Raw genomic sequence first — 23,067 nt, 5'->3', positions numbered from 1 at the left:
TTAATTATTGCTTAATTTTTGAATGACTGTTTGAAAGTCTTCCGGAAAAGGACTTGATTTATTCACAACTTCCTCATGGAATGGATTGTAAAAACGCAATGAATGACAATGAAGCGCTTGTCGCGTTATTCCGTCAGTCATGCTTCCACCATATAAGTCATCTCCCAAGAGCGGAAAACCAATATAAGAAAAATGAACCCTAATCTGGTGTGTTCGTCCTGTATGAAGATGAATATCCACGAGATAAATATCATCATACTGCGCTAAAACTTTATAACTCGTATGAGCATATTTTCCATTTTTTGCCACACAGCGAGTAATGATACTACTATCTTCACGCGCTATGGGAGCAATAATATCTCCTTCTGGCTTTAACGGTGCCGAACCCTTGACCAAAGCATAATAATGCTTCTCAATGACTTTCTTTTGCAATTGTTTATCTAATCTTGCATGAGCATAACCGTGCTTTGCAAACAACATCAGACCACTCGTATCACGGTCTAAACGAGTCACAATATGAATCTGCTGATTTTCATAATGATTTGCAATATAATAAGCCTTCACAAAATTGGCCATTGTATTGGAATGATTCACACTAGGAATGCTGGCCACGCCTGCTGGCTTGTTCAAAATCAAAAAATGTGCATCTTCGTAGACAATTTCTAAATCTTTCTCTACCGCTTGCAAACTGCCAAAACCTTCTTCTGCAGGAATATCGACGGCAACTTTGTCGCCAATATCTAACAAATAAATGGCATTTTGCTTTTTGCCATTTACCTGAATATCCCCACCAGAAAACTTAATTTTTGCAAGTAAACTTTTGGAAATTTCCTGTTTTTTTAGAAAGGTTTTGACTTTCACATGCTCATCTGCGATAAATTCAAACCTCATTCCTCCACCTCGCCGATAAAGGCATCTTTGACACGATTCCAAAAACTAGTATGACTCGGTGTAGCAAGAAAGTTAATCTTATGTTGATCAATTTGAAATTCAATTTTAGAAATATTGTTAATCATAAAATTTTGATTGTCAATCGAAATTGCATGTCGATCATTCCAAGTCGGCACAATTTCAATTTTATCTTTCTTAGGAACGATAATTGAGGAGCCCAAAGTCCGAAACACACGATTGTTCAAGCTTGCAACTTCTGCAATCTGAAGAGCTTCGATGGTTGGGTGGAGAACAGCTCCGCCCAACGATTTATTGTAAGCTGTGCTTCCTGTCGGCGTTGATACTGAAATGCCATCACCACGAAAGCGCTCAAAATGCACTTGATTGATAATGATATCAGCGACCATTGTTCGTCCAGAACGCTTGACTGTCGCTTCGTTTAATGCACGCTTTATACAAATTTCATTATTTCCATGGAAAATTTTAACATTTAAAATCGGATAGGACACCTTTGCGCCCGTATCTAATTTTAAATTATCAATTAGTTTGTCCAACTCAAAATCTCGATAATCTGTATAAAAGCCCAAATGTCCTGTGTGAACACCAACAAAGCGAACTTTGTCTAGCTGATCTTCATATTTGTGAAAGGCTGACAAAAGCATCCCGTCGCCACCGATTGAAATGACAATATCAGGATTATTATCATTCAAAATAAAATGATTTTGCTTTAATTTTTGTTTTAATTGGCGACAAAGTTCTTGACTTTGCCGTCTGCGATTACTGATAATCCCTATTCTTTTACCTGTATTCTTCATCTGTATCGTCACTATTTCCTACGCCATCATTTAATTTACGACTAATTGGGTCAAATAAAGCTTGTGCCTCTTGAATATCATCGCGAATTTTTCCCATTTCTTCGTCTAATTGATAGGCGATTTTTGCTGTAATTTCCAAACGTTTCTTAATCTCATCTGGAAATTCTCCTTTATACTTATAATTCAGAGAATGTTCAATCGTTGCCCAAAAATTCATGGACAGAGTACGAATTTGAATTTCTGCTAAAATGATTTTATTGCCATTAATTGTATCAACAGGATATTCAATAATGACATGGTAGCTTCGATAACCACTAGCCTTACGGTTTTTAATATAGTCTCGCTCCTGGATAATCCGCATGTCGTGGCGCTTTCGCAAAACATCCAAAACTTCTTCTACGTCATCCACAAATTGAACCATTACACGCAAACCAGCTATATCTTGCATATCTTGCGCTAGATTTTCCTCTTTAATCCCACGCAAAGCCATTTTTTCTTTGATACTTTCTATCGGTTTTACACGACCTGTTACAAATTCAATCGGAGAATGTTTTTTTTGTTTTCGATACTGTTTACGAATCCCACGCAGTTTGATCTTTAATTCACCAACCGCTTGAATATAAGGATCCAGAAACTCTTCCCACTCTAATTGCATACACTCACCTTGTCATTTTACTTAATTTTTTATAAAATAAACACAATACTTATTATAACATAAATCGCTTTCAAACAAAAGAAAAGGATTGGAAAATGGATCATTTGGAAATTGAATACAAAACGCTTCTGACAAAAAATGAGTACCAACAGCTGTTACCACTGTTTTCAAAGATAAAAGCTACCAAGCAGATAAACTACTATATTGACACAGCCGACTTTTCAATTCGAGATGCAAAAATGGCACTTCGGATTCGTACTTTTGAAACTCGTGCCGAATTAACTTTAAAAATTCCGCAGCAGGTCGGTAATATGGAATACAATCAATTTCTCACTTTAGAAGAGTCTCACACTCTCATCAATACATGTGTGCTACCTGAAGGAGAAATACACACTCTGCTGACTCAGGCTGCTATCAACCTCGAGAAATTAAAGATTCTAGGGAGCTTGACAACTATTCGCTATGAAAAAGAGACTGCTATTGGCTTGATGGCACTTGATGAAAATCATTATTTTGACAAAACAGACTACGAATTAGAGCTAGAAGTAACAGATGCTAAAATTGGAAAAGAACAATTCAATCACTTTTTACAGGCTCATCATATCCATTATAAATATGCAAAACCTAAAGTTGCAAGATTTGCTCAAAACTTATGAATAAAAAGCTGAAATTTTGCTTATTTTTTGATAAAATGGAGTGTAGAAATCAAAAGGAGTCTTAATAAGTTATGATGGATATACTGACGGATAAAGCACAGATGAAGTTGTTTGCACTAAATTCCAATCACGATATTGCCGAAAAAATCGCTAAAGCTGCTGATGTGCCTCTTGGAAAACTTTCATCACGTCAATTTTCAGACGGAGAAATCCAAGTAAACATCGAGGAAAGTGTGCGTGGCTTTGATGTATTTATCATTCAATCAACAAGTTTTCCTGTCAATAATCATTTGATGGAACTTCTCATCATGGTGGATGCTTGCAATCGCGCCAGCGCTAATTCTGTCAATGTTGTGATGCCATATTTTGGCTATGCTCGTCAAGACCGAACGGCCGCTCCTCGCGAACCAATTACAGCCAAGCTCGTAGCGAATATGCTGGTTAAGGCAGGAGTTGATCGTGTTCTAACCCTAGATTTGCATGCTGTCCAAGTCCAAGGCTTCTTTGATATCCCTGTTGATAACCTTTACACCGTTCCTCTTTTTGCCAAACATTACTGCGAAAAAGGCTTGTCTGGCGAGGACGTAGTTGTGGTCAGTCCCAAAAACTCTGGTGTTAAACGTGCTAGAAGCTTAGCAGAACATTTAGATGCTCCAATTGCGATTATTGACTATGCACAAGACGATTCTCATCGTAACGAAGGATACATTATCGGAGATGTTGCTAGCAAAAAAGCTATTCTCATTGATGATATTTTAAATACCGGACGTACCTTTGCGGAAGCTTCAAAAATCGTTGAACGTGAGGGTGCAACAGAGATTTATGCAGTTTCTAGTCATGGTTTATTTGTTGAGGGAGCTGCTGAAAAGTTAGACAATGCCCCAATCAAAGAAATTCTAGTAACCGACTCAGTTGCAACCAAAGAAAAAACTCCGAAAAATGTTCAATATATTACTGCAAGTGAGCTAATCGGAGATGCAATCGTTCGTATTCATAAAAGAAAGCCAGTTAGTCCTCTCTTTGCTTACAATAAAAAGAAATAAGGAGAAATCTTGATTTATTTCGATAATGCAGCAACAACTCCCATGTCAAAAGCTACTATTACTGCTATGACACAGGTTATGGAAAATACCTTCGGCAATCCATCTAGCATTCATAGCCACGGAAGAGCTGCTAGCAAAATTCTTCGCGAAGTCCGACAAGAGCTTGCTGAACTGCTTCATACTAATAGTCAACATATCATCTTTACATCTGGTGGGACAGAAAGTAACAATACAGCCATAAAAGGATATGCCTTAGCCCATCAGGATCAAGGAAAACACATTATTACTACTGCTATTGAGCATCATTCGGTTCTTGAAACGATTGAATATCTGGTGGATACATTTGGCTTTGAAGCTACTTATATCCAACCTAAAAATGGAGAGATTACGGCTCAACAGATAAAAGAAGCCCTTCGAGAAGATACAATACTTGTCTCAACCATGTACGCCAATAATGAAACAGGCTATATGCTTCCAGTCAAAGAAATTGCTGACATTGTGAAACATCATCCCGCTGCTTATCATGTGGATGCTGTGCAAGTTATAGGCAAATTACCTGTGTATCCTGAAGAACTAGGAATTGACTTCATGAGTGCATCGGCTCATAAATTTCACGGTCCTAAAGGCATTGGTTTCTTGTATGCCAATCAGATGAAATTTGATAAATTTTTACATGGCGGAGATCAAGAAGATAAAAGACGTGCAGGAACTGAGAATTTAGCGGCTATTGCCGGTATGGTTGCGGCTCTAAAAGAGAGCCTCAATTGCCATCAAGAAAACATGGAACATGTTGAAAGTTTGAAACAGCAACTTCTCTCTGAACTTGACGGAATCCATTACTATATAAATAATGATTCACACACACTTCCCTATGTCGTAAATCTTGGCTTTCTAAATCAGGCTAACGATTTATTGCTCATGCGTTTGGACTTGGCTGGAATCTCTATCTCAACTGGCTCTGCTTGTACAGCAGGAGCTATCGAACCCAGTCATGTGCTTAAAGCTTTTTATGGTAGCGACTCAAAGCGATTAAGAGAATCTATTCGCATTAGTTTCTCGGAGGAAAATACTTCAGAAGAAGTTCGACAATTTACTACAACATTAAAAGAAATTTTAGGAGGATAAATAGATGGCTTTTCAGACCACTATTCACTTAAAAGACTGCTCTTTCAGCTATTCTCTTGGAGAAAATGTAAAAAAATTTACTTTGCGCGATAACACATTTGTCGAAACCAAAGTTGGAAATTACGAATTGACACGCTTATTAGAAAATGTTCCCAATAGTGGAGACGGCTTTTTGTTGAAAATCATTATCAACAAAAACCTTTCAGGTGTAAAAATCAACATCACAGATAAATCTGGCCTTCGGTTAGTGAATATTTTTAAATCAGAAGACAATCACATCATTCAAGAAAAGTTTTATTTCTTAATGGATAGCTTGGTAGAACGTGGTATTTTCACTAAACAAGAACAATAAACAAATAGCTTAAAAACTCATTTTTAAATCATTAGTAAAACAATAAAGAGTAGGAAACAAGCCAAAAATCTTTGATTTTGTCCTACTCCTTTTCTATTTTTATCCAATAAGTTGATTTTTTCACAAACTTTCTATAAAATAGTCTTTGAAAGGATGTGATTTTGTGAAATCTGAAAAAAATACAACCATTCCACGCGCAACTGCTAAAAGGCTCTCTCTGTATTATCGGATTTTCAAACGATTTAACTCCGAAAAAATTGAAAAAGCCAATTCAAAACAAATCGCAGATGCAATCGGGATTGATTCTGCAACTGTCCGTCGAGATTTTTCTTACTTTGGCGAATTAGGTCGTCGTGGATATGGTTATGATGTAAAAAAACTCATGAATTTTTTTGCTGACTTACTTCATGACAATTCCATTACCAATGTGATGTTAGTTGGTATCGGTAACATAGGACATGCTTTGCTCCACTACCGTTTCCACGAACGGAACAAAATGAAGATTGTTATGGCATTTGATACAGATGATCATCCTGAAGTTGGGACTACTACAAATGACGGGATTCCTATTTATGGCATTTCACAAATCAATAACAAATTAAAAGATGTGAATGTCAAAACAGCTATTTTAACAGTTCCTAGCGCAAAAGCGCAAGAGGTTGCAACTGTTCTTGTGGAAGCTGGTGTAAAAGGTATTCTCAGTTTTTCTCCTGTTCACTTAACCGTTCCAAAAGATGTTGTCGTTCAATATGTTGATTTAACAAGTGAGCTACAAACACTCCTTTATTTTATGAAAAAAGAGCATTAAGCAATTAGAAAGAGCAGACATTTATTTATGAAGAAACCTATTATCGGCATTACTGGAAATGAAAGACCAAACCCTGAAAACGAATTTGCCATCATGAGTTATGCTGCTAAAGGATTTGTGGAAGGCGTAAAAGAAGTTGGTGGAACTCCTATCATATTGCCGATTGGAGATGCAGATATGGCACAGCGCTACATCCAGATGATTGATAAACTTATCCTAACGGGTGGGCAAAATGTATCACCACAATTCTATGGCGAAGAAAAAACAATTGACAGTGATGATTACCATTTGGAGCGTGATTTGTTTGAATTAGCCTTAATCCATGAAGCTATCCAGCAACAAAAACCAATTTTTACCGTTTGCCGCGGTACGCAATTGTTTAATGTTGCAATGGGTGGAACTCTTTATCAAGATATTGAGCACCATTGGCAAGACAGTTCTGCTGAATATACTACTCAAAAACTAGTCACTAAATCCGGCTCTGTTTTGGAAAAGATTTACGGCGAAGTATCTCATATCAACTCTTTCCATCATCAGAGTATCAAAGATTTAGCAGAAAATGTCGAAGTCATTGCCCGTGATCCGAAAGACAACACCATTGAAGCGATTACAACAACTGATGAAATCGCTTATCTAGGAGTCCAGTGGCATCCAGAATTCTTATTTGAAACACGTCCTAAAGATCGAATGCTGTTTGACTATGTTGTCAATAGACTTTAAATCAAGTCTGTTTCTTCGCGATAACTATAATAATCTTTCTCTGCGACGATGAGATGATCCAGTAAGATGAATCCCATTAGCTCACACGCTTCTTTTACATGTTTGGTCACTTCATCGTCATTTTTGCTTGGCAGTACAGCTCCTGACGGATGATTGTGCACCAAAATAATGGATGTCGCCATGTGCTTCACAGCATAATGCAGAATTTCTCGTGGCTCTGCAATACTGCGTGACACACTACCGATAAAAATCGTCTGCTGATGAATGATTTTGTTTTGAGTATTCAGATATAAAGCTACAAGGTGTTCCTGCTTCTTATGCCCCAATTCTTGTTGCATTTTTTTCGCCAGCTTTTGACTACCTAAAATTTGCTCTTGCGTAATCAATTCTGCCTTACTGACTCGCTGGCCTAATTCAATCATAGCTTGCAATTCAATAGCCTTGATACGACCAATTCCAGAGATTGATTGCAGTTCTTGTAGCGTCATATTACGCAAATCATTCAAACTAGAAATAGTTGATAAAATTCGTTGAGAAACTTGAAAAACAGTTTCTTTTTTATTGCCCGTGCGGATAAGAATGGATAACAATTCTTGATTGCTCAATTGTTCTGCACCTTCTGCGACTAAACGTTCCCTTGGCAACAAAGAATCTTCTTGAAATGAAATACTATACATAAAAAACCTCCTCATATCCTTATTCGGAAAAAGAAGAGGAAAATAAAAAATCTGAGAAATGATTCTCAAATTTTTTAAGTTAGTATCTACATTTCAACAATTTTACCTGTTTCAAAGTAAACAACCCATTCACAGATATTTTTGGCGTAATCACCAATACGTTCTAAGTACGAAATAACTTGGAAGTAATCACGACCTGTAACAATCAAATCTGGATTTGCCTTAATTTCTTGTGTAGCTAAATCGCGAATATCATCAAAATACTGATTGATTTTCTCATCCATAGTTGCTATTTCGTAAGCCTTGTCCACATCGCCATTGAGGTAAAGATCAAGTGCTGCTTCCACAAAATTTTTGACGTCACGCCCCATCTTGCTGATTTCTTCCTCAACAGACTGGATGCGAACTTCTCCTTTCATGCGGATCGTCGCTTGTGCAATGGAAACGGCATGATCCCCCATCCTTTCCACATCACTACTTGCCTTCAAAACTGTAATAACGGTTCGTAAGTCTTGTGAAACTGGCTGCTGCAAAGCAATGATTTCTAAAGATTTTTTCTCCAACTTTACTTCATATTCATTTACTTCTGCGTCTTCTTCGATAACCTCTTTTGCTAATTCACGATCGTGGGTCACAAATGCACGAACTGTGCGATTAATCTGTGACAAAACTTCATTTCCCATTGCATAAAATTGGTTATGAAGTTTTGCTAAGTCTTCTTCAAATTGTACTCTAAGCATAAATTTTCCTTTCCTAAGATTTAAAGAATTTTATACGAAAATCCATCTTTTTACATAATTCTTGTCTATAAGCATATGTGCATTTATATATAGAGAGAATCAGCAATCTCCAAAACATTAAAAATAACCACAATATTGTAGTGAACAATTACAATCTCTATCCAAACTTGCCTGTGATATAATCTTCCGTTTCCTTATGAATCGGACTGAGGAACATCTCTTTCGTGGCATTAAACTCAATCAAATCGCCATTTAGGAAGAAAGCTGTCTTGTCCGAAATACGACTAGCCTGTTGCATTGAGCGGGTCACGAGTAACATTGTATATTGATCTTTCAGCCCATGAAGTGTTTCTTCAATTTTTCCGGCAGAAACGGGATCAAGTGCTGATGTCGGCTCATCTAAAAGGATGATTTTCGGACTTGTCGCCAAAACACGAGCCACACAGACACGTTGCTGCTGACCACCGGACAAGCCAATCGCTGAATCATTCAAACGATCTTTTACTTCATCCCAAATAGATGCTCCTTTTAATGATGTTTCAACTACTTCATCTAGTATCTCTTTGTCTTTAACGCCATTGATTCGCAAACCGTAAATAACATTTTCATAAATCGTCATTGGAAATGGATTGGGCTGTTGAAAGACCATTCCAATTTCTTTGCGAAGCTCTACCGTATCTGTCCGTGGACTGTAGATATTGTGCCCATTATAAATCACAGTACCTGTCGTTGTCACCTCGGGATTTAAATCACCCATGCGATTAATCGCTTTTAAGAGGGTTGATTTTCCCGACCCAGAAGGACCAATCAAAGCTGTAATCTCATGAGGCAATACATCCAACGATACACTATTAAGAGCTTTCTTTTTGTTATAATAAACCGACAAGTCCTTGATTTGTAAAATAGGTTCTGTCATTCTGATAATCCTTTAATAAATTCTAATTAAGCAGCAATTTTCTTAGCCAAAATGACCAGAAACATAGTCATTTGTAGACTGTAACTTAGCATTTTGGAAAATATTGGCTGTTTCATCATATTCGATTAAATCACCAAGATAGAAGAAACCAGTATAATCGCTCGCACGCGCCGCTTGCTGCATGCTGTGGGTCACGATGATAATCGTATAGTTCTTCTTCAATTCTAACATCGTTTCTTCTAACTGCGCTGTTGCGATTGGATCGAGTGCAGAAGCAGGTTCATCCATTAGAAGTATTTCTGGCTTCACGGAAATGGCTCTGGCAATGCAGAGACGTTGCTGCTGACCGCCTGATAACATCAAAGCAGATTTATGAAGGTCATCCTTTACTTGTTCCCACAGAGCTGCTTGTTTTAGAGATGTTTCTACAATTTCATCTAAGATTTTCTTATCCTTAACACCGGCACGTTCATGAGCAAAGGTGATGTTGCGGTAAACAGATTTGGCAAAAGGATTTGGTCTTTGAAAGACCATTCCGATATGCTTCCGCATTTCATAGACATTGATATCTGGGCGATTAATGTCAATACCTTCATACCAAATCTCACCAGTGACCTTAGCAATGTCAATCGTATCATTCATCCGATTCAAGCTGCGAAGATAGGTTGACTTACCAGAACCTGAAGGCCCGATAAGAGCTGTAATCTTATTTTTCTTAAACTGCATATCAACCCCTTTAATGGATTCGTTTTTACCATAGTAAACATGCAAATTCTTCGTTGATAAAACAAACTCTTTCTCAGGAAAAGTAACGATATGTTTTTCATTCCAGTTATATTCTGTCATTTCTTCTCCTTTTAAGCAGATGTTAATTTCTTATGCAGGTAACTTCCGAGCTTACGAGCTCCAAGGTTAAAGATTAAAATAAAGATAAGAAGTACTGCTGCTGATCCAGCTGACACTTCTACTGCATCAGGAATCGTTCCTTCACTATTGACTTTCCAAATGTGAACAGCCAAAGTTTCAGCCTGACGGAAAACAGAAATTGGGCTAGTTACACTGAAAATATTCCAATTTGACCAGTCAAGTGCTGGGGCAGACTGACCTGCTGTATAGATAAGCGCAGCAGCTTCCCCAAAAATACGCCCAGAAGCTAATACAATCCCCGTCACAATACTTGGTAACGCTTCTGGAACGACGACATGGACGATCGTTTCCCAGCGAGAGATGCCAAGTGCAAGCCCAGCCTCACGCTGTGTATGATGTACATGCTGTAAGCTGTCCTCCACACTACGTGTCATCTGTGGCAGATTAAATACAGTCAAAGCCAAAGCACCAGAAATGATTGAGAAACCATATTGGAATTGAATAACAAAAATCAAATATCCAAAGAGACCCACAACAACAGAGGGCAAGGAGGATAAAATTTCAATACAGGTTCTGACAAAATCTGTTACCGGACCTTTTTTTGCATACTCAGATAAGTAAATCCCTGCTCCCATTGATAGAGGAATGGAAATAATCAAGGTGATAACTAACAGAAACAATGAATTATAGAGCTGAATTCCAATTCCGCCGCCCGCTTGGTAGGAAGACGATTGTCCCGTCAAGAATTTCCACGAAACATGAGGTAAGCCCCTTACTAAAATGTACAAAATCAAGGAAGCAAGAATAGCAACAATGATTCCTGCAATGGTATAGAGGACGCCTGTTGCTAATTTATCCATCTTTTTAGCGTGCATAGTTCTTCTTACCTCTTTCCTTTGTAATCAATTTAATCACAGTATTGAAGGCTAAACTCATCAAAAGCAGAACCAGAGCAAGCGACCACAAGACATTGTTATTAACGGTTCCCATAACGGTATTTCCAATTCCCATTGTTAAAATAGAGGTCAAGGTTGCAGCAGGTGTTGTCAGAGAAGTTGGGATAACCGCTGAATTTCCGACAACCATTTGAATCGCCAAAGCTTCACCAAAGGCACGAGCCATTCCAAAGACAATAGCCGTAAAAATACCTGAGCGAGCTGCTTTTAGCGTCACACGCCAAATCGTTTGCCAACGAGTCGCTCCCATTGCCATACTAGCTTCTCGATAATGCCGCGGTACAGCACGCAGGCTATCTGTTGTCATAAAGGTCACCGTTGGTAAAATCATAACAAAAAGAACAAAAATTCCTGATAAGATTCCAAAACCTGTTCCACCAAAGATACTGCGAACAAAGGGAACAACTACCTGTAATCCAATAAATCCATACACAACCGATGGAATTCCGACTAGAAGTTCAATAGCTGGTTGCAGAATTTTTGAGCCTTTAGGGGAAACCTCCGTCATAAAAACAGCTGCTCCAATTGCAAATGGTGTTGCCAATAAAGCTGATAGGAGAGTTATGAGGAAAGAGCCCAGAATCATTGGTAAAGCACCGAATTCCTTACCGGATGGATTCCACCTTGTTCCAAAAAGAAAACTGAAGATGTTTACTTTATTAACAAAGAAAGTCGAAAGTCCTTTCTCCGCTACAAATAATAAAATCATTGCAACGACAAAAACAATTAAACTCATGCAAAGAAAAGTAATGGTTTTTCCAAATGTTTCTAAACGAGAGTTTTTTGACTTTGTCAGCATTTTTTTTGCTACTTCGTTCATGTTATTCCTAAATTCTTTCTTTTACTTTGAGCTGATAGTTCCGTCAAGACTACGAGTCACTTTCATGTCGTTGATAGGAATGTAACCCATTTTACCAACAATATTATTTTGGACTTCTGCTGTCATCATATACTCTAGAAATTTTTTAGCTAATTTGTTAGGTTCTCCCTTAGTATACATGTGCTCATAAGACCAAATAGGCCAGTTGTTCGTTGTCACATTCTTCTTCGTTGGCTTGTAGCCATTCAAGTTTAAACTTTTCACACTCGTGTCCACATAAGAAAAAGCTAAGTAAGAAATGGCACCTGGAGTCTGTGAAACAATTGTTTTGACCATTCCGTTAGAATCCTGCTCCTGCGCCTGCTTGGCTTCTTTGCCATTCATAATAACACTATCAAAAACTGCTCGACTACCAGAACCGACCGCACGATTGATAATTGTAATTTCTAAATCCTGCCCACCAACTTGCTTCCAATTGGTGTATTCTCCGGTAAAAATTTTACGTAGCTGCTCTGTGGTTAAGTTGTTTATCTTAATGCCTTTATTTGCTATGATAGCAGTACCTGCAACAGCGACCTGATGATCAACTAAAGCCTTAGCATTGATACCACTTTTTTCTTCTGCAAATAAATCGCTATTTCCAATATCTACTGCACCTGATTGGACTTGTGATAATCCAGTTCCCGATCCTCCACCTTGCACATTTACAATTTTTTTCGGATTTTCCTCGGTGTATTTATCCACAACTGCTTCAACCAACGGTTGTAGAGCTGTTGAGCCAACTGCTGTTATCGCCTCACCGCGGTTAATCCAGGAAGAACAGGCTGAAAGACCAATGCTGCAAATCACGAGAGTGACTGCCCAAAGTATTTTTTTGTGTTTAATCACATGAAACTCCTTTTCAAATGTGAAAGTGTTTTTATTCTAAGATTTCCCTAATCTTTTCACATCTAATCTCACTATAGCATATCTTTAGACATTTGGAAAGATTTTTTATTGAAATCTCAGGCCTTTTGGAAAATAATTTTTCAGAATATTTCCAGTCACTTTTGCAAACCCTAAACCATTACCTTGGACAATAACTTGATACCAACCATTTGCAGTGTTCTGATGGAGATTGACTGTCTCCCCGGCGACGTACTTTTTAAACTGCTCTTCATCAATTTCAATTATGTGCTTTACTTCACTTGGTTTTAAAGTCAGTCCCAAAGCAAAACTCGGTTCAAATCGTTTTTTCTTAAAAACACCTAGGTGCAAGCCATTTCTGGCAATTTTGAGTTTCGATAGATCTGGAAAACCTAGTGGCAATAGATATAAATGCTCTCCAAAAGTCTGTAAATCTCCATTTAACTCTAGAGCCAGATGTTGTTTTTGAAATTCCTGCCACAACGTCTTCTGCTCCGATGTCAGATTGCTCTTTTTGGCTTTTATTTTTTTAGCTGACTGCTCACCATAAAAACGAAATTTTGCAACAAATTGTCCTTCACCCTTAAAATGATGAGGATACATGCGTGCAGTTTCCGAAAAGTGAATACCCACCACCATACCATTGATTTTTGGAACTTCAACTAATTCAAGGGGATAGTTTTCTAACAACCAGTCAACGATTTCCTCGTTTTCCTCTGGTGCCCAAGTGCAAGTGGAGTAAATCAACTCACCATTTGTCGCCAACATTTTTATCGTATCTTCCAATATCTCACGTTGAAGCTGTGCACATTGAGCAGGATAAGATTCACTCCAATACTCCATTGCTTCTGGCTGCTTTCTAAACATTCCTTCACCAGAACATGGTGCATCTAAGACAATCAAGTCAAAATAACCTTGAAAGACTTGACTTAATCTGCCAGCTGATTCATTTGTCACCACAACATTTCTCGCTCCAAATCGCTCAATATTTTCTACTAACACTTTAGAGCGTTTTGGATTGATTTCATTGGAAACAAGAATACCTGTATTATTCAAGTATGATAATAAATGAGTGGTTTTCCCACCCGGCGCTGCTGCCAAATCAAGTACTTTCATATTCTGTTGTGGCGCTGCAGCTTGGGCAACCATTTGTGCAGCAGGTTCTTGTGAATAGACTAATCCTGTGACATGCTCTATTGATTTTCCAGAAATTTTTCCATAATAACCCCAGTTCGTATTTGGAATAGGATTTGGAAAAGTTTTTTGCTGCTCTTTTAATGGATTGACCCGAAAAGCGGAAACTGGCTCCTCATCGAAAGTTAGAAAAAAAGAGGGAGCCTCCTCTCCCAAAAGATTGTTGTACTTTTCTTCAAATCCTTTTGGAAAATTCATCTAATCCTCTCGCTTTCGATATATGTATTTTTTAATTTCGTTCAATTTCATAGTTGGAATCATCATAATACCTTGATGGCTTTCATAATCAGGCTCCTCACCCTCAAATGTCAATGTCGTATAGCCCAGCTTATCTCCCATAATGGAAGCTGCAGCATAATCCCAAGGCCAAATATAGGAAATATAGGTCAACAGTTGTCCTGATAAAACCTTGCTAAAACTAATCGCAGCACTTCCGTACACTCTAACGCCCAAGGTTTCTTTTGCCAAATCCGCAATTCCCCAATCATTGCGCTCAAAAATACCAGCATTTGATGCCATTAAAAACTGGTTTAAAGGGCGATCTTGGTAGGGAAGCAATTTCTGCTCATTGCAATAGACATCAAATTGACCACCGCCGTGATACAATTTATCTCCTATCACATCATAAATGACACCAAATTGACCAATGCCATTTTCAAAATAAGCCAGAACAACAGCAAAATCTGCTTTTTGTGCTACAAAGTTATTCGTGCCGTCAATAGGATCAATGACCCAAACATTGCCATCTGAAATAGAATGTCGTAAGCCATTTTCCTCAGCTAAAATGTGATCCGCAGGATAGGTTTCTAAAATCCAGGTTACTAAATTATCCTGAACTTCTTTGTCCATCTGAGTTACCAAATCAGTCGGACTGGACTTGGTTTCGATTTCTAATTGATCATCCAAATGCTCTTTGATATAAGAAGCCGCATTCAGTACAATTTGCTTAGCAAAATTAAATTTCTTTTCCAAGAGAAAACATTCCTTTCTCCTTTTGTTTTGCAGCTTGAACGGCTCGATAGAGAGAATAGCCACTCGCTGTTTCAAATTCACGTCCGATACGCTTTTCTTCAGCTTTGCTTGGAACAATTTTTTTGAATTGTTGATAAGATGCTAATATCTTTTCTGCTGCTATTTTCGCTTCATAAGCCTGCTCAACATCATTCAAAAAAGAAAGCACTGAAGCAAGCTCTTCAGTGCTCCACGACATGTCTAGTGGGTAACGATAATTTTTATTCATATTATTCAATCTCAGCTCTCAAAGTTGCATCGCGCAATTCTTGTTTACGATAACCACGAGGCAAAAACGCACGGATTTCGTCTTCGTTAAATCCAATTTGCATTCGCTTGTCTTCCAGAATAATCGGGCGACGTAAAAGACTTGGATTTTCCTCAATTAGACGAAGCAATTCGGAAATTGATAAACTTTCAATATCTAAATTTAATTTTTGAAAAATTTTTGAACGAGTTGAAATAATGTCATCTGTCCCATTCTCCGTCAGAGAAAGGATATGTTGCAATTCTGGTGCAGACAGTGGACTAGTCATAATATTGTGCTCCTCAAAAGGAACTTCATGATTGGATAGCCATGCACGCGCCTTGCGACAACTTGTACAACTCGGTGATAAAAATAGTGTAACCATGCATTTCTCTTCTTATTATTTGTAACTGTTATCATTATACTAAATTTTATGTAAGATTACTAGGTATTTTTACAAATTTTCTCCTATTTTTTTAGGAAAAATAAGAAGCTTAATACATGATTTAGTGGTTATCATTTTCAGGAATCCAATATCTTGCGATTTCCTCATCTGCTTGCAATTGTTTGACTAGTTCGTCCACATTGTCGAATTTTACCATATCTCGGATTTTATCCAACCAAAAAATACGAATAGTATCACCGTAAATATCTTGTGAAAACTCAAAAATATTGGCTTCAAAACGAAGTTCATCTCCTTCAAAAGTGACATTTTTGCCGACGCTAGCCATCCCGCGATACATCTTTCCATCGTGTTCTACATCAACCACATAGACCCCATCTGCTGGTAAAATAACCCGATCTAGCGGAGCAAGATTTGCTGTTGGATAGCCAATCGTTCGCCCTCTTGCATTGCCATGAACGACAATTCCTCTAGTGGATAACGAATAGCCTAACAATTGATTGCTTTCGGCAACATTTCCTGCTAGTACCGTTTCACGAATGCGAGTTGAACTAATTTTTGCTCCATTAAAATTTACAGAAGGAACTACGATAACTTGTCCGTCAAATAGTTTCTCCAAATCTTCTGCATTGCCTCGATCTGAACCAAAATGGTAATCAAATCCCGCAATGACAACTTTTGCTTTCAAACGCGAGATGTATTTTGTAAAAAATTGTTCAGCCGTATTACGAGCAAACTGGCTGGTGAAATCAATCAAATAAAGGTAGTCTACACCAAGATTTTCCATTTGCTGCAAGCGATCTTCTGGACTAGTCAAATGAAGCATTAAAGAAGGCTGGTAGCGTACAAAGGCCAATTTGGGAGATTCTGGAAATGTCAGCACTGCAATCTTCAAATGCTTTTCTGCTGCCATTTTTCTCGCTTCAGCAAACAAAGCTTGATGTCCTTTATGTAACCCGTCAAAATACCCTAGCACTAATACTGTGTGTTCAATTTGCTGAATGTCTTTTTCATTTTTTATTCTAATCGTTTTCATCACTTAACTATTTTATCACAAAATTTTAAAGAAATACTTTTCTAGGTTTATATTCTTTGTCGCGCTTTTCTAAAATGGCTTGTAATTTCCCTTGATAAAAGCCAGCCACCTGTTCTGCCTTGGTATCTACATGAATAAAGCGTCCAAATCGCACTTCTTCAACCTGCTCTTCCGTAAGGTTTACCTTAGGTAAATCTCCTATGCCAAATTCAATGGGCTGCAAAAATGAAAAGTCTCCTTTATTCACCTTCTCATCAATTTCTGCTAAAGTCAAAGCTTCTTCCAAAGCCATGCCAGCCGCAGCAGTTCGAGTCAGTTGAGACATGTGGGAAGCATATCCTAATTTCGCTCCTAAATCAACTGCCAACGTTCGCACATAAGTCCCCTTGCTGCATTTAACTCGAAAAGGAAAACGTGCCAAGTCGCCTTCATAGACAATAGCCCCTGTCCGCTCAAAGTTATAAATTGTCACCTGACGCTTCGGTCGCTCTACTGTCTCTCCAGATCGAGCATACTCATAGAGTTTTCGCCCATTGACCTTGACAGCCGAGTACATAGGCGGCACTTGAGTCTGCTCTCCAACCATACTAGCAATGACTTGATCCACTAAGTTTTCATCCAATATTTCCGTCACAGGGCTGAAAGCAATCTGCTCCCCACTAGCATCCTCTGTCGTTGTTGAGCAGCCCAGGGTAATCTCCCCCTCGTAGACCTTGCCTTCCTCCTGCATAAACTCAACCAAGCGCGTCGCCTTGCCCACAGCAATCGGAAGCACCCCGACCACATCTGGATCCAAGGTACCCCCATGACCGATTTTCTTAGTTCCTAAAATTTTGCGCAGCTTAAATACCGCATCATGCGAGGTCATCCCCGCTTCCTTTTTTAAATTAATAATTCCGTTCATTGATTCCTTATTCTGCTAAAAATTCTATTAGTAGTTGATTAAATTCTTTATTTCTTTCAGCCCCACAAGAGCCGTAATGAAGCTGTATTCAAATATCTAGTCAGACTAGAAGCAGTCGTCGGATGGGCTAAATCTTCATAGAGGGGTAGCAAGGCTTCTATGTCTTTCAAGATTGCTTGTCGTATCTGCATCGTTTCCTCCTAGTCGTTCTTCAACGCCTCAAACTTAGCTTTCATGGTTGGATTTTTGCGGGTCAGTTTCTTAACGGAGACGTCATCCAGTTTGTTGTTGGCGAGGCGCAGTTGATTGTCTGATGTCTGAAGTGCCTGTTTGACAGCTTCCATTCGCTTGATGGCTTTATCGATTTCTTCAATTGCCTTATTGAAGTTCTTAGAAGCTGAATTGTAATTCTTCGCAAACGCTACCTTAAAGGTTTCTAAATCATCTTCAAAGTGGGTAATATCAATATTCTGCTCTCGAACCAGAGCCAACTCCTGCTTGTATTTAAGAGAATTGAGCGCTGCATTGCGTAAAAGTCCAATCAACTGAATGAAAAATTGAGGACGAACCACATACATTTTTTCATACTCATGGCTGATATCGACAATGCCAGTGTTGAAATAATCATTATCTGCTTCCAGCATACTTACCAAAACAGCATACTCACATTTCTTTTCCCTGCGATCCTTGTCCAATTCTTTGTAAAAATCAGCGTTTTTATGCTTCTTCTCAGTACCATCTGCTTCATTTTTCATCTCAAACATAATAGAAATGATTTCTACTCCGTTTTCATCTTCCTCACGGAAAATAAAGTCCCCTTTAGACCCTCGCGCAGAAACCTGATTATCTTTCTCAAAGTAAGCATTTGGAAAGGCAAAACTGCGAACTTTGTTAAATTCGCTTTCAGCGTAATGTTCTAAACTTTCTCCAATCGCTTTAGTAGACTGTTGTGCTTTAAAGTTCTTGTAAAATTCTACTTGTTCATTAGCTGCCTTTAGCTGAGCTTCATAATTTTGTTTAACAGATGCAAGGGATAATTCATTTTCTTTCTCTTGCAACAAAAGCTGGTTTTGGATTTGGTCGCGTTCTTTTTCAATATTTGTCAGCGACGCTTGCAGTTCATTTTGATGTTCCAGTCGAAGACGGTCTAGTTGGGCTTGTAGCTCTACCAATTCTTTTTCTTTATCCGATAGTTTTCCAGACAAAGCCTGCTCTGTATCCTTTTTTATCAGCTCCTTTTGGGATTCAAAATTGGAAATAGTCGCCTTGAGTTCCTGGATTTCAGATTCTTTCTGACTTAAGGCCTGCTGTTGCTCATTCTGTGCCTTTTGTTTTTCTAAAGCTAATGCCTGCTCAATTCGAGTATGAATTTCCTTGTCGAATTCTGTCGTCCGTACCTGAGCCAAGAGCTCGCTGTATTGACTTTCGTTGACTGTAAAGACTTCCCCGCAGTTGGGACATTTGATTTCGTTCATGGACACCTCTTCATTGATCGTTCTTTATAACATCTTATTATACCATTTCTTATGGTTATTTTAAATCAACAGCTTAAATATAAAAAAGACCGTTGCACATGAACAACAATCCTTTTGCTTGTAAATTAAGCCTGTATTCGCCAGCTGGCAGCACTGCGTCTTTCCTGAATAAATCTACTGTACAAGCCTTGTTTGGCAAGCAATTCTTGGTGTTTGCCTTGCTCGACTATACGACCTTGATTAAGAACAATAATTTGATCGGCATGCTCTACTGTTTTTAGCCGATGAGCAATCATGATAATGGTTTTATCCTTTGTCAAAGAATGAATGGCTTGCATAAGCGCTTCTTCATTTTCAGGGTCGACATTGGCTGTTGCTTCGTCCAAAATGATAATTGGAGCGTCCTTGATAATGGCACGAGCAATGGAAATCCGCTGCCGTTCCCCACCGGAGAGACTGGCTCCGCCCTCACCAATCTTGGTCTGATATCCCTCTGTCAAAGACAGGATAAAGTCATGACAAGCAGCTTTTTTCGCAGCAGCGACAACTTCTTCATGACTGGCATCTGGTTTTCCAAATTTAATGTTATTTTCAATGGTATCTTCAAACAGATAGACCGTTTGAAAAACAAAACTAAAATTACGAATAAGGCTGTCATAACTGTATTCTTTCACATCATGACCGCCTAAGCTAATACTGCCACTCTCTATATCCCAGAAACGAGCAATGAGATTGCAAAGAGTTGTCTTTCCAGAGCCAGAGGGTCCCACAAGAGCTGTCGTCGTCTTTTCTGGAATACTCAATGATACATCATCAATAATTTTCTTACTCTCATAGGAAAAACTGACATGATTCAGCTTGATATTGCTGGTTTTTGGCTGCAAATCTTTTCCGCTAATATCCATTGGTTTAATCGACAAAACTTTGTTGACCATATCAACCGATAAATCAACAATGCGAAGAAGAGAAGAAAAACTGCCAACTCCATCCAGACTTTCGTAAATCATAAAAGCACTGATGAGCATCATGATACAAATCAAAAGGTTCATACTGCCTTTTAGGTAAAAGTAAATAGAGAACGCTCCCATAATCGTTCCAGTCAACTTGGTAATTATCCCTTGCAAGGCGATATAAGGCGAGGTAACCCAAGTCAGCTTTGTATCTAAATGCCTTTTATTCTCAATAGCATGCGATAGCTTTTTAGCAGATGATTGAACAATATTATAGTTCTTTACTTCCGCAATTCCTTGACTGTATTCCAGCACAACAGCTACCAAATCTGTATCAGCTTGTTGTTTAGCTTCTGATACATTCCCAGCTTGCCAACGCATCAATCCATTTGGCAAGAGAAACAGTATCAATCCTGCCAACAAGATTAAACCAATTCGCCAATCGTAGATAAATACAAAAACCGTAATAGTTCCTGCCGTTAGGAATCCTTCCAACGTCATCATAACAACCCGAGTAGCAACATCTGCTAGACTTTCAAGTGTATTGGTTGTAACGCTAGTGATTTGTCCCAGACTATTTTGATTGAAATACCCCATTGGCAGGTAGCGCATGTGTTCAGCAATTTCAATCCGCTTATGAGTACATGTATGATAGCCCGCTTCTGTCTGCAACATTGTAATTTTCAAGCTAATCAAAATGTTAAGAATGACAGACAAGAGCATCATTCCAAGAGAGAGCCATACAGTCTGCATAGAAACATCATTGTTAATGATAGCCATAACAACTAACCCAATAGCTGGAATCCGAAAAGCAACGATAAAGGCTTTTAGAACTCCTAAACAAACAGAAGTATAGAATTTTTTACGATCTTCTTCCGTACAAAAATCAAAGAATTTTTTCAATGTACTAAGCATCTGCAAATCCTCCTTCCGTCATTTTGTCACTATCCTTTACCGCTATATGAGCTTGCCACATAGAAGCATAAAGCGGACAAGTCTTCTGCAAATCTGCATGTTTTCCTTTTGCTTCAATACACCCATTATTGACTACGACAATCTGATCTGCACTTGCAATCGTTGAAAGACGGTGAGCAATGACCAGAAGCGTACGACCTTCTATCAAACGAGCTAAACTAGACTGAATGAGAGCTTCATTTTCAGGATCGGTATAAGCCGTTGCCTCATCCAAAATAATGACTGGTGCGTTTTTCAGCATAGCTCGTGCAATTGCAATCCGTTGTCGTTCTCCACCAGATAAATGATTACCACCAGTTCCAACACGGGTCTCAAAACCATTTTCTAAATTACTAATAAAATCATAGCAGCCGCACTTGCGAGCAATGTCAATCACTTCTTCATCCGAAGCAGCGGAATTACCCATACGGATATTTTCCATAATCGTTTCATCAAAAAGGTAATTATCCTGTGTGACATAGGCAATCTGACGACTGTAATAATCAAGAGGTAGGTTTCGAATGTCCACGCCACCAAAGGTAATACTACCAGAATTGACATCCCAGAAAGAAGCTAGAAGTTTAGCAATCGTAGATTTCCCTGAGCCAGAAGGGCCGACAAGAGCAGTTACTGTATCAGGCTCAATCGTTAAGGAAATACTATGCAATACTTCTTCCTCATCTGAATAACCAAAACTAACATCTATCATTTGAAGTTCTGTTCCCTTTGGAATGTCCGTTAATTCTGTCGGACGAGGCAAATCAGGTTTTTCCAAAATAGCAATCACTTCACCAAAAATCGTCGCAATTTTCCGTAGATCATCCATATAGGAAGCTACTAAAATTAAAGGTGTCAAAAGACTAAGAGACAGAATGATTAGTAAAATAAAGTTGCTAGCTGTTAGGCTCCCTTGCAGGTAAAAGAAGGTGCCAAAAGGGAGCAAGAAGAGCAAACCGGACGGTAAGAAAGCTGTAACAATGCCCATTTCAACTACGCACTTGCGCATCCATTCAATAAAGCAATCAGCTCCTTCTTTGGCAGCCTTGACAAATTTATCGTAAGAAAATTTCTCTTTTCCAAAAACCTTGATGACTTCAATCCCATTGATGTATTCTACTGCTGTATCGTTGAGTTTCTTCGTTTTCTCAACTGTATTTTCAAAATCACCTTCGCTCTTGCGTAGCATATTCCCATAAGCTAAGATAACAATCGGGATTGTCAGAAGCGAAAGCATGGTTAGGCGCCAATCAATCACTAACATGGCAATTAAGATAATAAAGGGACCAAATAGCCCGGATGTAAACTCAGGAATTAAGTGTGCCAAAGTTACTTCTGTGGCATCCACTCGCTCAACAATGATATTTTTGTAAGTTCCAGAAGATTGACTTAAAACCGTTCCCAGAGGCAATTTGGCCAATTTCTCTGTCAGACGATAGCGCATTTCTGCTAAAATCTTAAAGGTTGCTGTATGAGACAAGAGCGTCGAAATCCCGTGAAATCCCCAATGTGCTATCCATGCCAGTCCTATCCAAATGGACTGAAGAACATAAAAATTCCAATCTCGATTGCCTTGTAAGAGCTGATTGATGATATTTCCTACAAAAAAATAAGGCAAAAATCCGCATAAAACAGATAAAAAGGCAAAAACAAGACTAACAATAAAATAAAATTTGTGAAGAGAGACAAATTCCAGTATCCAAGATACAACCGACTTTTTCTTCATACAAATCCCTTCTTTCTCCTAAAAAACAAATAGAGAACCCTAGTCAAACAATTCATGATATGCTGACAATGCTATGATTTAATTTATACTTATATTATAAATTCTGACAATTCTAATGTCAAACAAAAATAAAAAAGTGAGACAGAAATCAGTAGTTTCGTAGAAACCTGATTTCTATCCCACCTACGCACAGCTCGAAAGGTTTGGGGAACCCTTTCGAGGT

General features: G+C 38.5%; 25 protein-coding genes and 1 pseudogene. 6 read left to right on the top strand and 20 right to left on the bottom strand.

The window, feature by feature from the left end:
- Genes IYQ91_RS04350 through IYQ91_RS04340 form a run of 3 tightly spaced genes read right to left on the bottom strand, consistent with a single transcriptional unit; the run spans position 1 to position 2,361 of the window.
- Complete coding sequence (locus tag IYQ91_RS04350; RefSeq protein WP_106384327.1) at positions 1-891, bottom strand: RluA family pseudouridine synthase; 891 nt, start codon at positions 889-891, stop codon at positions 1-3.
- Positions 888-1,706: an NAD kinase gene (locus tag IYQ91_RS04345; RefSeq protein ID WP_022526149.1), complete on the bottom strand. Its 819-nt coding sequence runs from the start codon at positions 1,704-1,706 to the stop codon at positions 888-890. Before IYQ91_RS04345 ends, IYQ91_RS04350 begins: the two co-directional genes overlap by 4 nt.
- A complete protein-coding gene (locus IYQ91_RS04340) occupies positions 1,690-2,361 on the bottom strand; it encodes a GTP pyrophosphokinase (protein WP_003024184.1) in 672 nt (223 codons plus the stop codon). Before IYQ91_RS04340 ends, IYQ91_RS04345 begins: the two co-directional genes overlap by 17 nt.
- Before the next feature lie 95 nt (positions 2,362-2,456).
- On the opposite strand from IYQ91_RS04340, the gene IYQ91_RS04335 reads away from it, so the two are divergent.
- The 6 genes from IYQ91_RS04335 (at position 2,457) to IYQ91_RS04310 (ending at position 7,065) form a co-directional block, all read left to right on the top strand.
- The gene (locus IYQ91_RS04335; RefSeq protein ID WP_003024182.1) at positions 2,457-3,017 is read left to right on the top strand and encodes a CYTH domain-containing protein; all 561 of its coding nucleotides are present in this window, start codon (positions 2,457-2,459) and stop codon (positions 3,015-3,017) included.
- Between the two features lie 83 nt (positions 3,018-3,100).
- Positions 3,101-4,060, top strand: a complete 960-nt coding sequence (locus IYQ91_RS04330; RefSeq protein ID WP_195673212.1) for a ribose-phosphate diphosphokinase — start codon at positions 3,101-3,103, stop codon at positions 4,058-4,060.
- A gap of 9 nt (positions 4,061-4,069) precedes the next feature.
- Entirely contained in the window at positions 4,070-5,185 is a 1,116-nt protein-coding gene (locus tag IYQ91_RS04325; RefSeq protein ID WP_195673185.1) for a cysteine desulfurase family protein, read from the top strand.
- Between the two features lie 4 nt (positions 5,186-5,189).
- The gene (locus IYQ91_RS04320; protein WP_003024175.1) at positions 5,190-5,537 is read left to right on the top strand and encodes a DUF1831 domain-containing protein; all 348 of its coding nucleotides are present in this window, start codon (positions 5,190-5,192) and stop codon (positions 5,535-5,537) included.
- A gap of 163 nt (positions 5,538-5,700) precedes the next feature.
- Positions 5,701-6,345, top strand: coding sequence for a redox-sensing transcriptional repressor Rex (locus IYQ91_RS04315; protein WP_195673184.1), 645 nt, complete (start codon positions 5,701-5,703; stop codon positions 6,343-6,345).
- A gap of 27 nt (positions 6,346-6,372) precedes the next feature.
- Positions 6,373-7,065 (top strand): gamma-glutamyl-gamma-aminobutyrate hydrolase family protein, encoded by a 693-nt coding sequence (locus tag IYQ91_RS04310; protein ID WP_195673183.1) that lies wholly within the window; start codon positions 6,373-6,375, stop codon positions 7,063-7,065.
- Here the strand turns inward: IYQ91_RS04310 and radC are convergent.
- The 17 genes and pseudogenes from radC to IYQ91_RS04225 all read right to left on the bottom strand — a co-directional run bounded on the left by radC (position 7,062) and on the right by IYQ91_RS04225 (position 22,844).
- Positions 7,062-7,742, bottom strand: a complete 681-nt coding sequence (gene radC, locus IYQ91_RS04305) for a RadC family protein (protein ID WP_003024167.1) — start codon at positions 7,740-7,742, stop codon at positions 7,062-7,064. The two genes, IYQ91_RS04310 and radC, sit on opposite strands and share 4 nt — an antisense overlap.
- A gap of 86 nt (positions 7,743-7,828) precedes the next feature.
- Positions 7,829-8,482 (bottom strand): phosphate signaling complex protein PhoU, encoded by a 654-nt coding sequence (phoU, locus tag IYQ91_RS04300; protein WP_003032560.1) that lies wholly within the window; start codon positions 8,480-8,482, stop codon positions 7,829-7,831.
- 157 nt (positions 8,483-8,639) lie between these two features.
- Positions 8,640-9,398, bottom strand: a complete 759-nt coding sequence (pstB, locus tag IYQ91_RS04295; RefSeq protein WP_195673182.1) for a phosphate ABC transporter ATP-binding protein PstB — start codon at positions 9,396-9,398, stop codon at positions 8,640-8,642.
- A 42-nt stretch (positions 9,399-9,440) separates the two neighbouring features.
- Positions 9,441-10,244, bottom strand: a complete 804-nt coding sequence (gene pstB, locus IYQ91_RS04290; protein WP_195673181.1) for a phosphate ABC transporter ATP-binding protein PstB — start codon at positions 10,242-10,244, stop codon at positions 9,441-9,443.
- 11 nt (positions 10,245-10,255) lie between these two features.
- Positions 10,256-11,140, bottom strand: a complete 885-nt coding sequence (gene pstA / locus IYQ91_RS04285) for a phosphate ABC transporter permease PstA (RefSeq protein WP_003024156.1) — start codon at positions 11,138-11,140, stop codon at positions 10,256-10,258.
- A complete protein-coding gene (gene pstC, locus IYQ91_RS04280; protein ID WP_195673180.1) occupies positions 11,130-12,041 on the bottom strand; it encodes a phosphate ABC transporter permease subunit PstC in 912 nt (303 codons plus the stop codon). The genes pstA and pstC overlap by 11 nt, the downstream gene beginning before the upstream one ends.
- A gap of 21 nt (positions 12,042-12,062) precedes the next feature.
- Positions 12,063-12,929 carry a phosphate ABC transporter substrate-binding protein PstS family protein gene (locus IYQ91_RS04275; RefSeq protein ID WP_195673179.1) on the bottom strand — a complete coding sequence of 289 codons (867 nt, stop codon included), beginning with the start codon at positions 12,927-12,929 and terminating at the stop codon, positions 12,063-12,065.
- A gap of 105 nt (positions 12,930-13,034) precedes the next feature.
- Positions 13,035-14,339, bottom strand: a complete 1,305-nt coding sequence (locus IYQ91_RS04270) for an RsmF rRNA methyltransferase first C-terminal domain-containing protein (RefSeq protein ID WP_195673178.1) — start codon at positions 14,337-14,339, stop codon at positions 13,035-13,037.
- On the bottom strand, positions 14,340-15,113 hold the full coding sequence (locus tag IYQ91_RS04265; RefSeq protein ID WP_195673177.1) for an inositol monophosphatase family protein: 774 nt from the start codon (positions 15,111-15,113) through the stop codon (positions 14,340-14,342).
- Positions 15,097-15,381, bottom strand: a complete 285-nt coding sequence (locus IYQ91_RS04260; RefSeq protein ID WP_195673176.1) for a UPF0223 family protein — start codon at positions 15,379-15,381, stop codon at positions 15,097-15,099. The genes IYQ91_RS04265 and IYQ91_RS04260 overlap by 17 nt, the downstream gene beginning before the upstream one ends.
- 1 nt (position 15,382) lies before the next feature.
- Positions 15,383-15,784, bottom strand: a complete 402-nt coding sequence (locus IYQ91_RS04255) for a Spx/MgsR family RNA polymerase-binding regulatory protein (protein ID WP_003032553.1) — start codon at positions 15,782-15,784, stop codon at positions 15,383-15,385.
- Positions 15,785-15,905: 121 nt separating this feature from the next.
- On the bottom strand, positions 15,906-16,838 hold the full coding sequence (locus IYQ91_RS04250) for a bifunctional riboflavin kinase/FAD synthetase (RefSeq protein ID WP_195673175.1): 933 nt from the start codon (positions 16,836-16,838) through the stop codon (positions 15,906-15,908).
- Between the two features lie 25 nt (positions 16,839-16,863).
- Entirely contained in the window at positions 16,864-17,742 is an 879-nt protein-coding gene (truB, locus tag IYQ91_RS04245) for a tRNA pseudouridine(55) synthase TruB (RefSeq protein WP_049508406.1), read from the bottom strand.
- A gap of 43 nt (positions 17,743-17,785) precedes the next feature.
- Positions 17,786-17,933, bottom strand: a pseudogene (locus tag IYQ91_RS10075) (GNAT family N-acetyltransferase); the annotation flags it as partial.
- A gap of 9 nt (positions 17,934-17,942) precedes the next feature.
- Complete coding sequence (locus IYQ91_RS04235) at positions 17,943-19,217, bottom strand: DUF2130 domain-containing protein (RefSeq protein ID WP_195673174.1); 1,275 nt, start codon at positions 19,215-19,217, stop codon at positions 17,943-17,945.
- Positions 19,218-19,342: 125 nt separating this feature from the next.
- Entirely contained in the window at positions 19,343-21,082 is a 1,740-nt protein-coding gene (locus IYQ91_RS04230; RefSeq protein WP_195673173.1) for an ABC transporter ATP-binding protein, read from the bottom strand.
- Positions 21,075-22,844: an ABC transporter ATP-binding protein gene (locus IYQ91_RS04225; RefSeq protein ID WP_195673172.1), complete on the bottom strand. Its 1,770-nt coding sequence runs from the start codon at positions 22,842-22,844 to the stop codon at positions 21,075-21,077. The genes IYQ91_RS04230 and IYQ91_RS04225 overlap by 8 nt, the downstream gene beginning before the upstream one ends.
- Between the last annotated feature and the right edge of the window lie 223 nt (positions 22,845-23,067).

It is taken from the genome of Streptococcus sp. HF-2466 (genome assembly GCF_015594645.1).
Classification (GTDB): Bacteria; Bacillota; Bacilli; order Lactobacillales; family Streptococcaceae; genus Streptococcus; species Streptococcus anginosus.
Note: the sequence above shows the minus strand (reverse complement) of the source record. Positions and strands in the feature narration are given on the sequence as shown.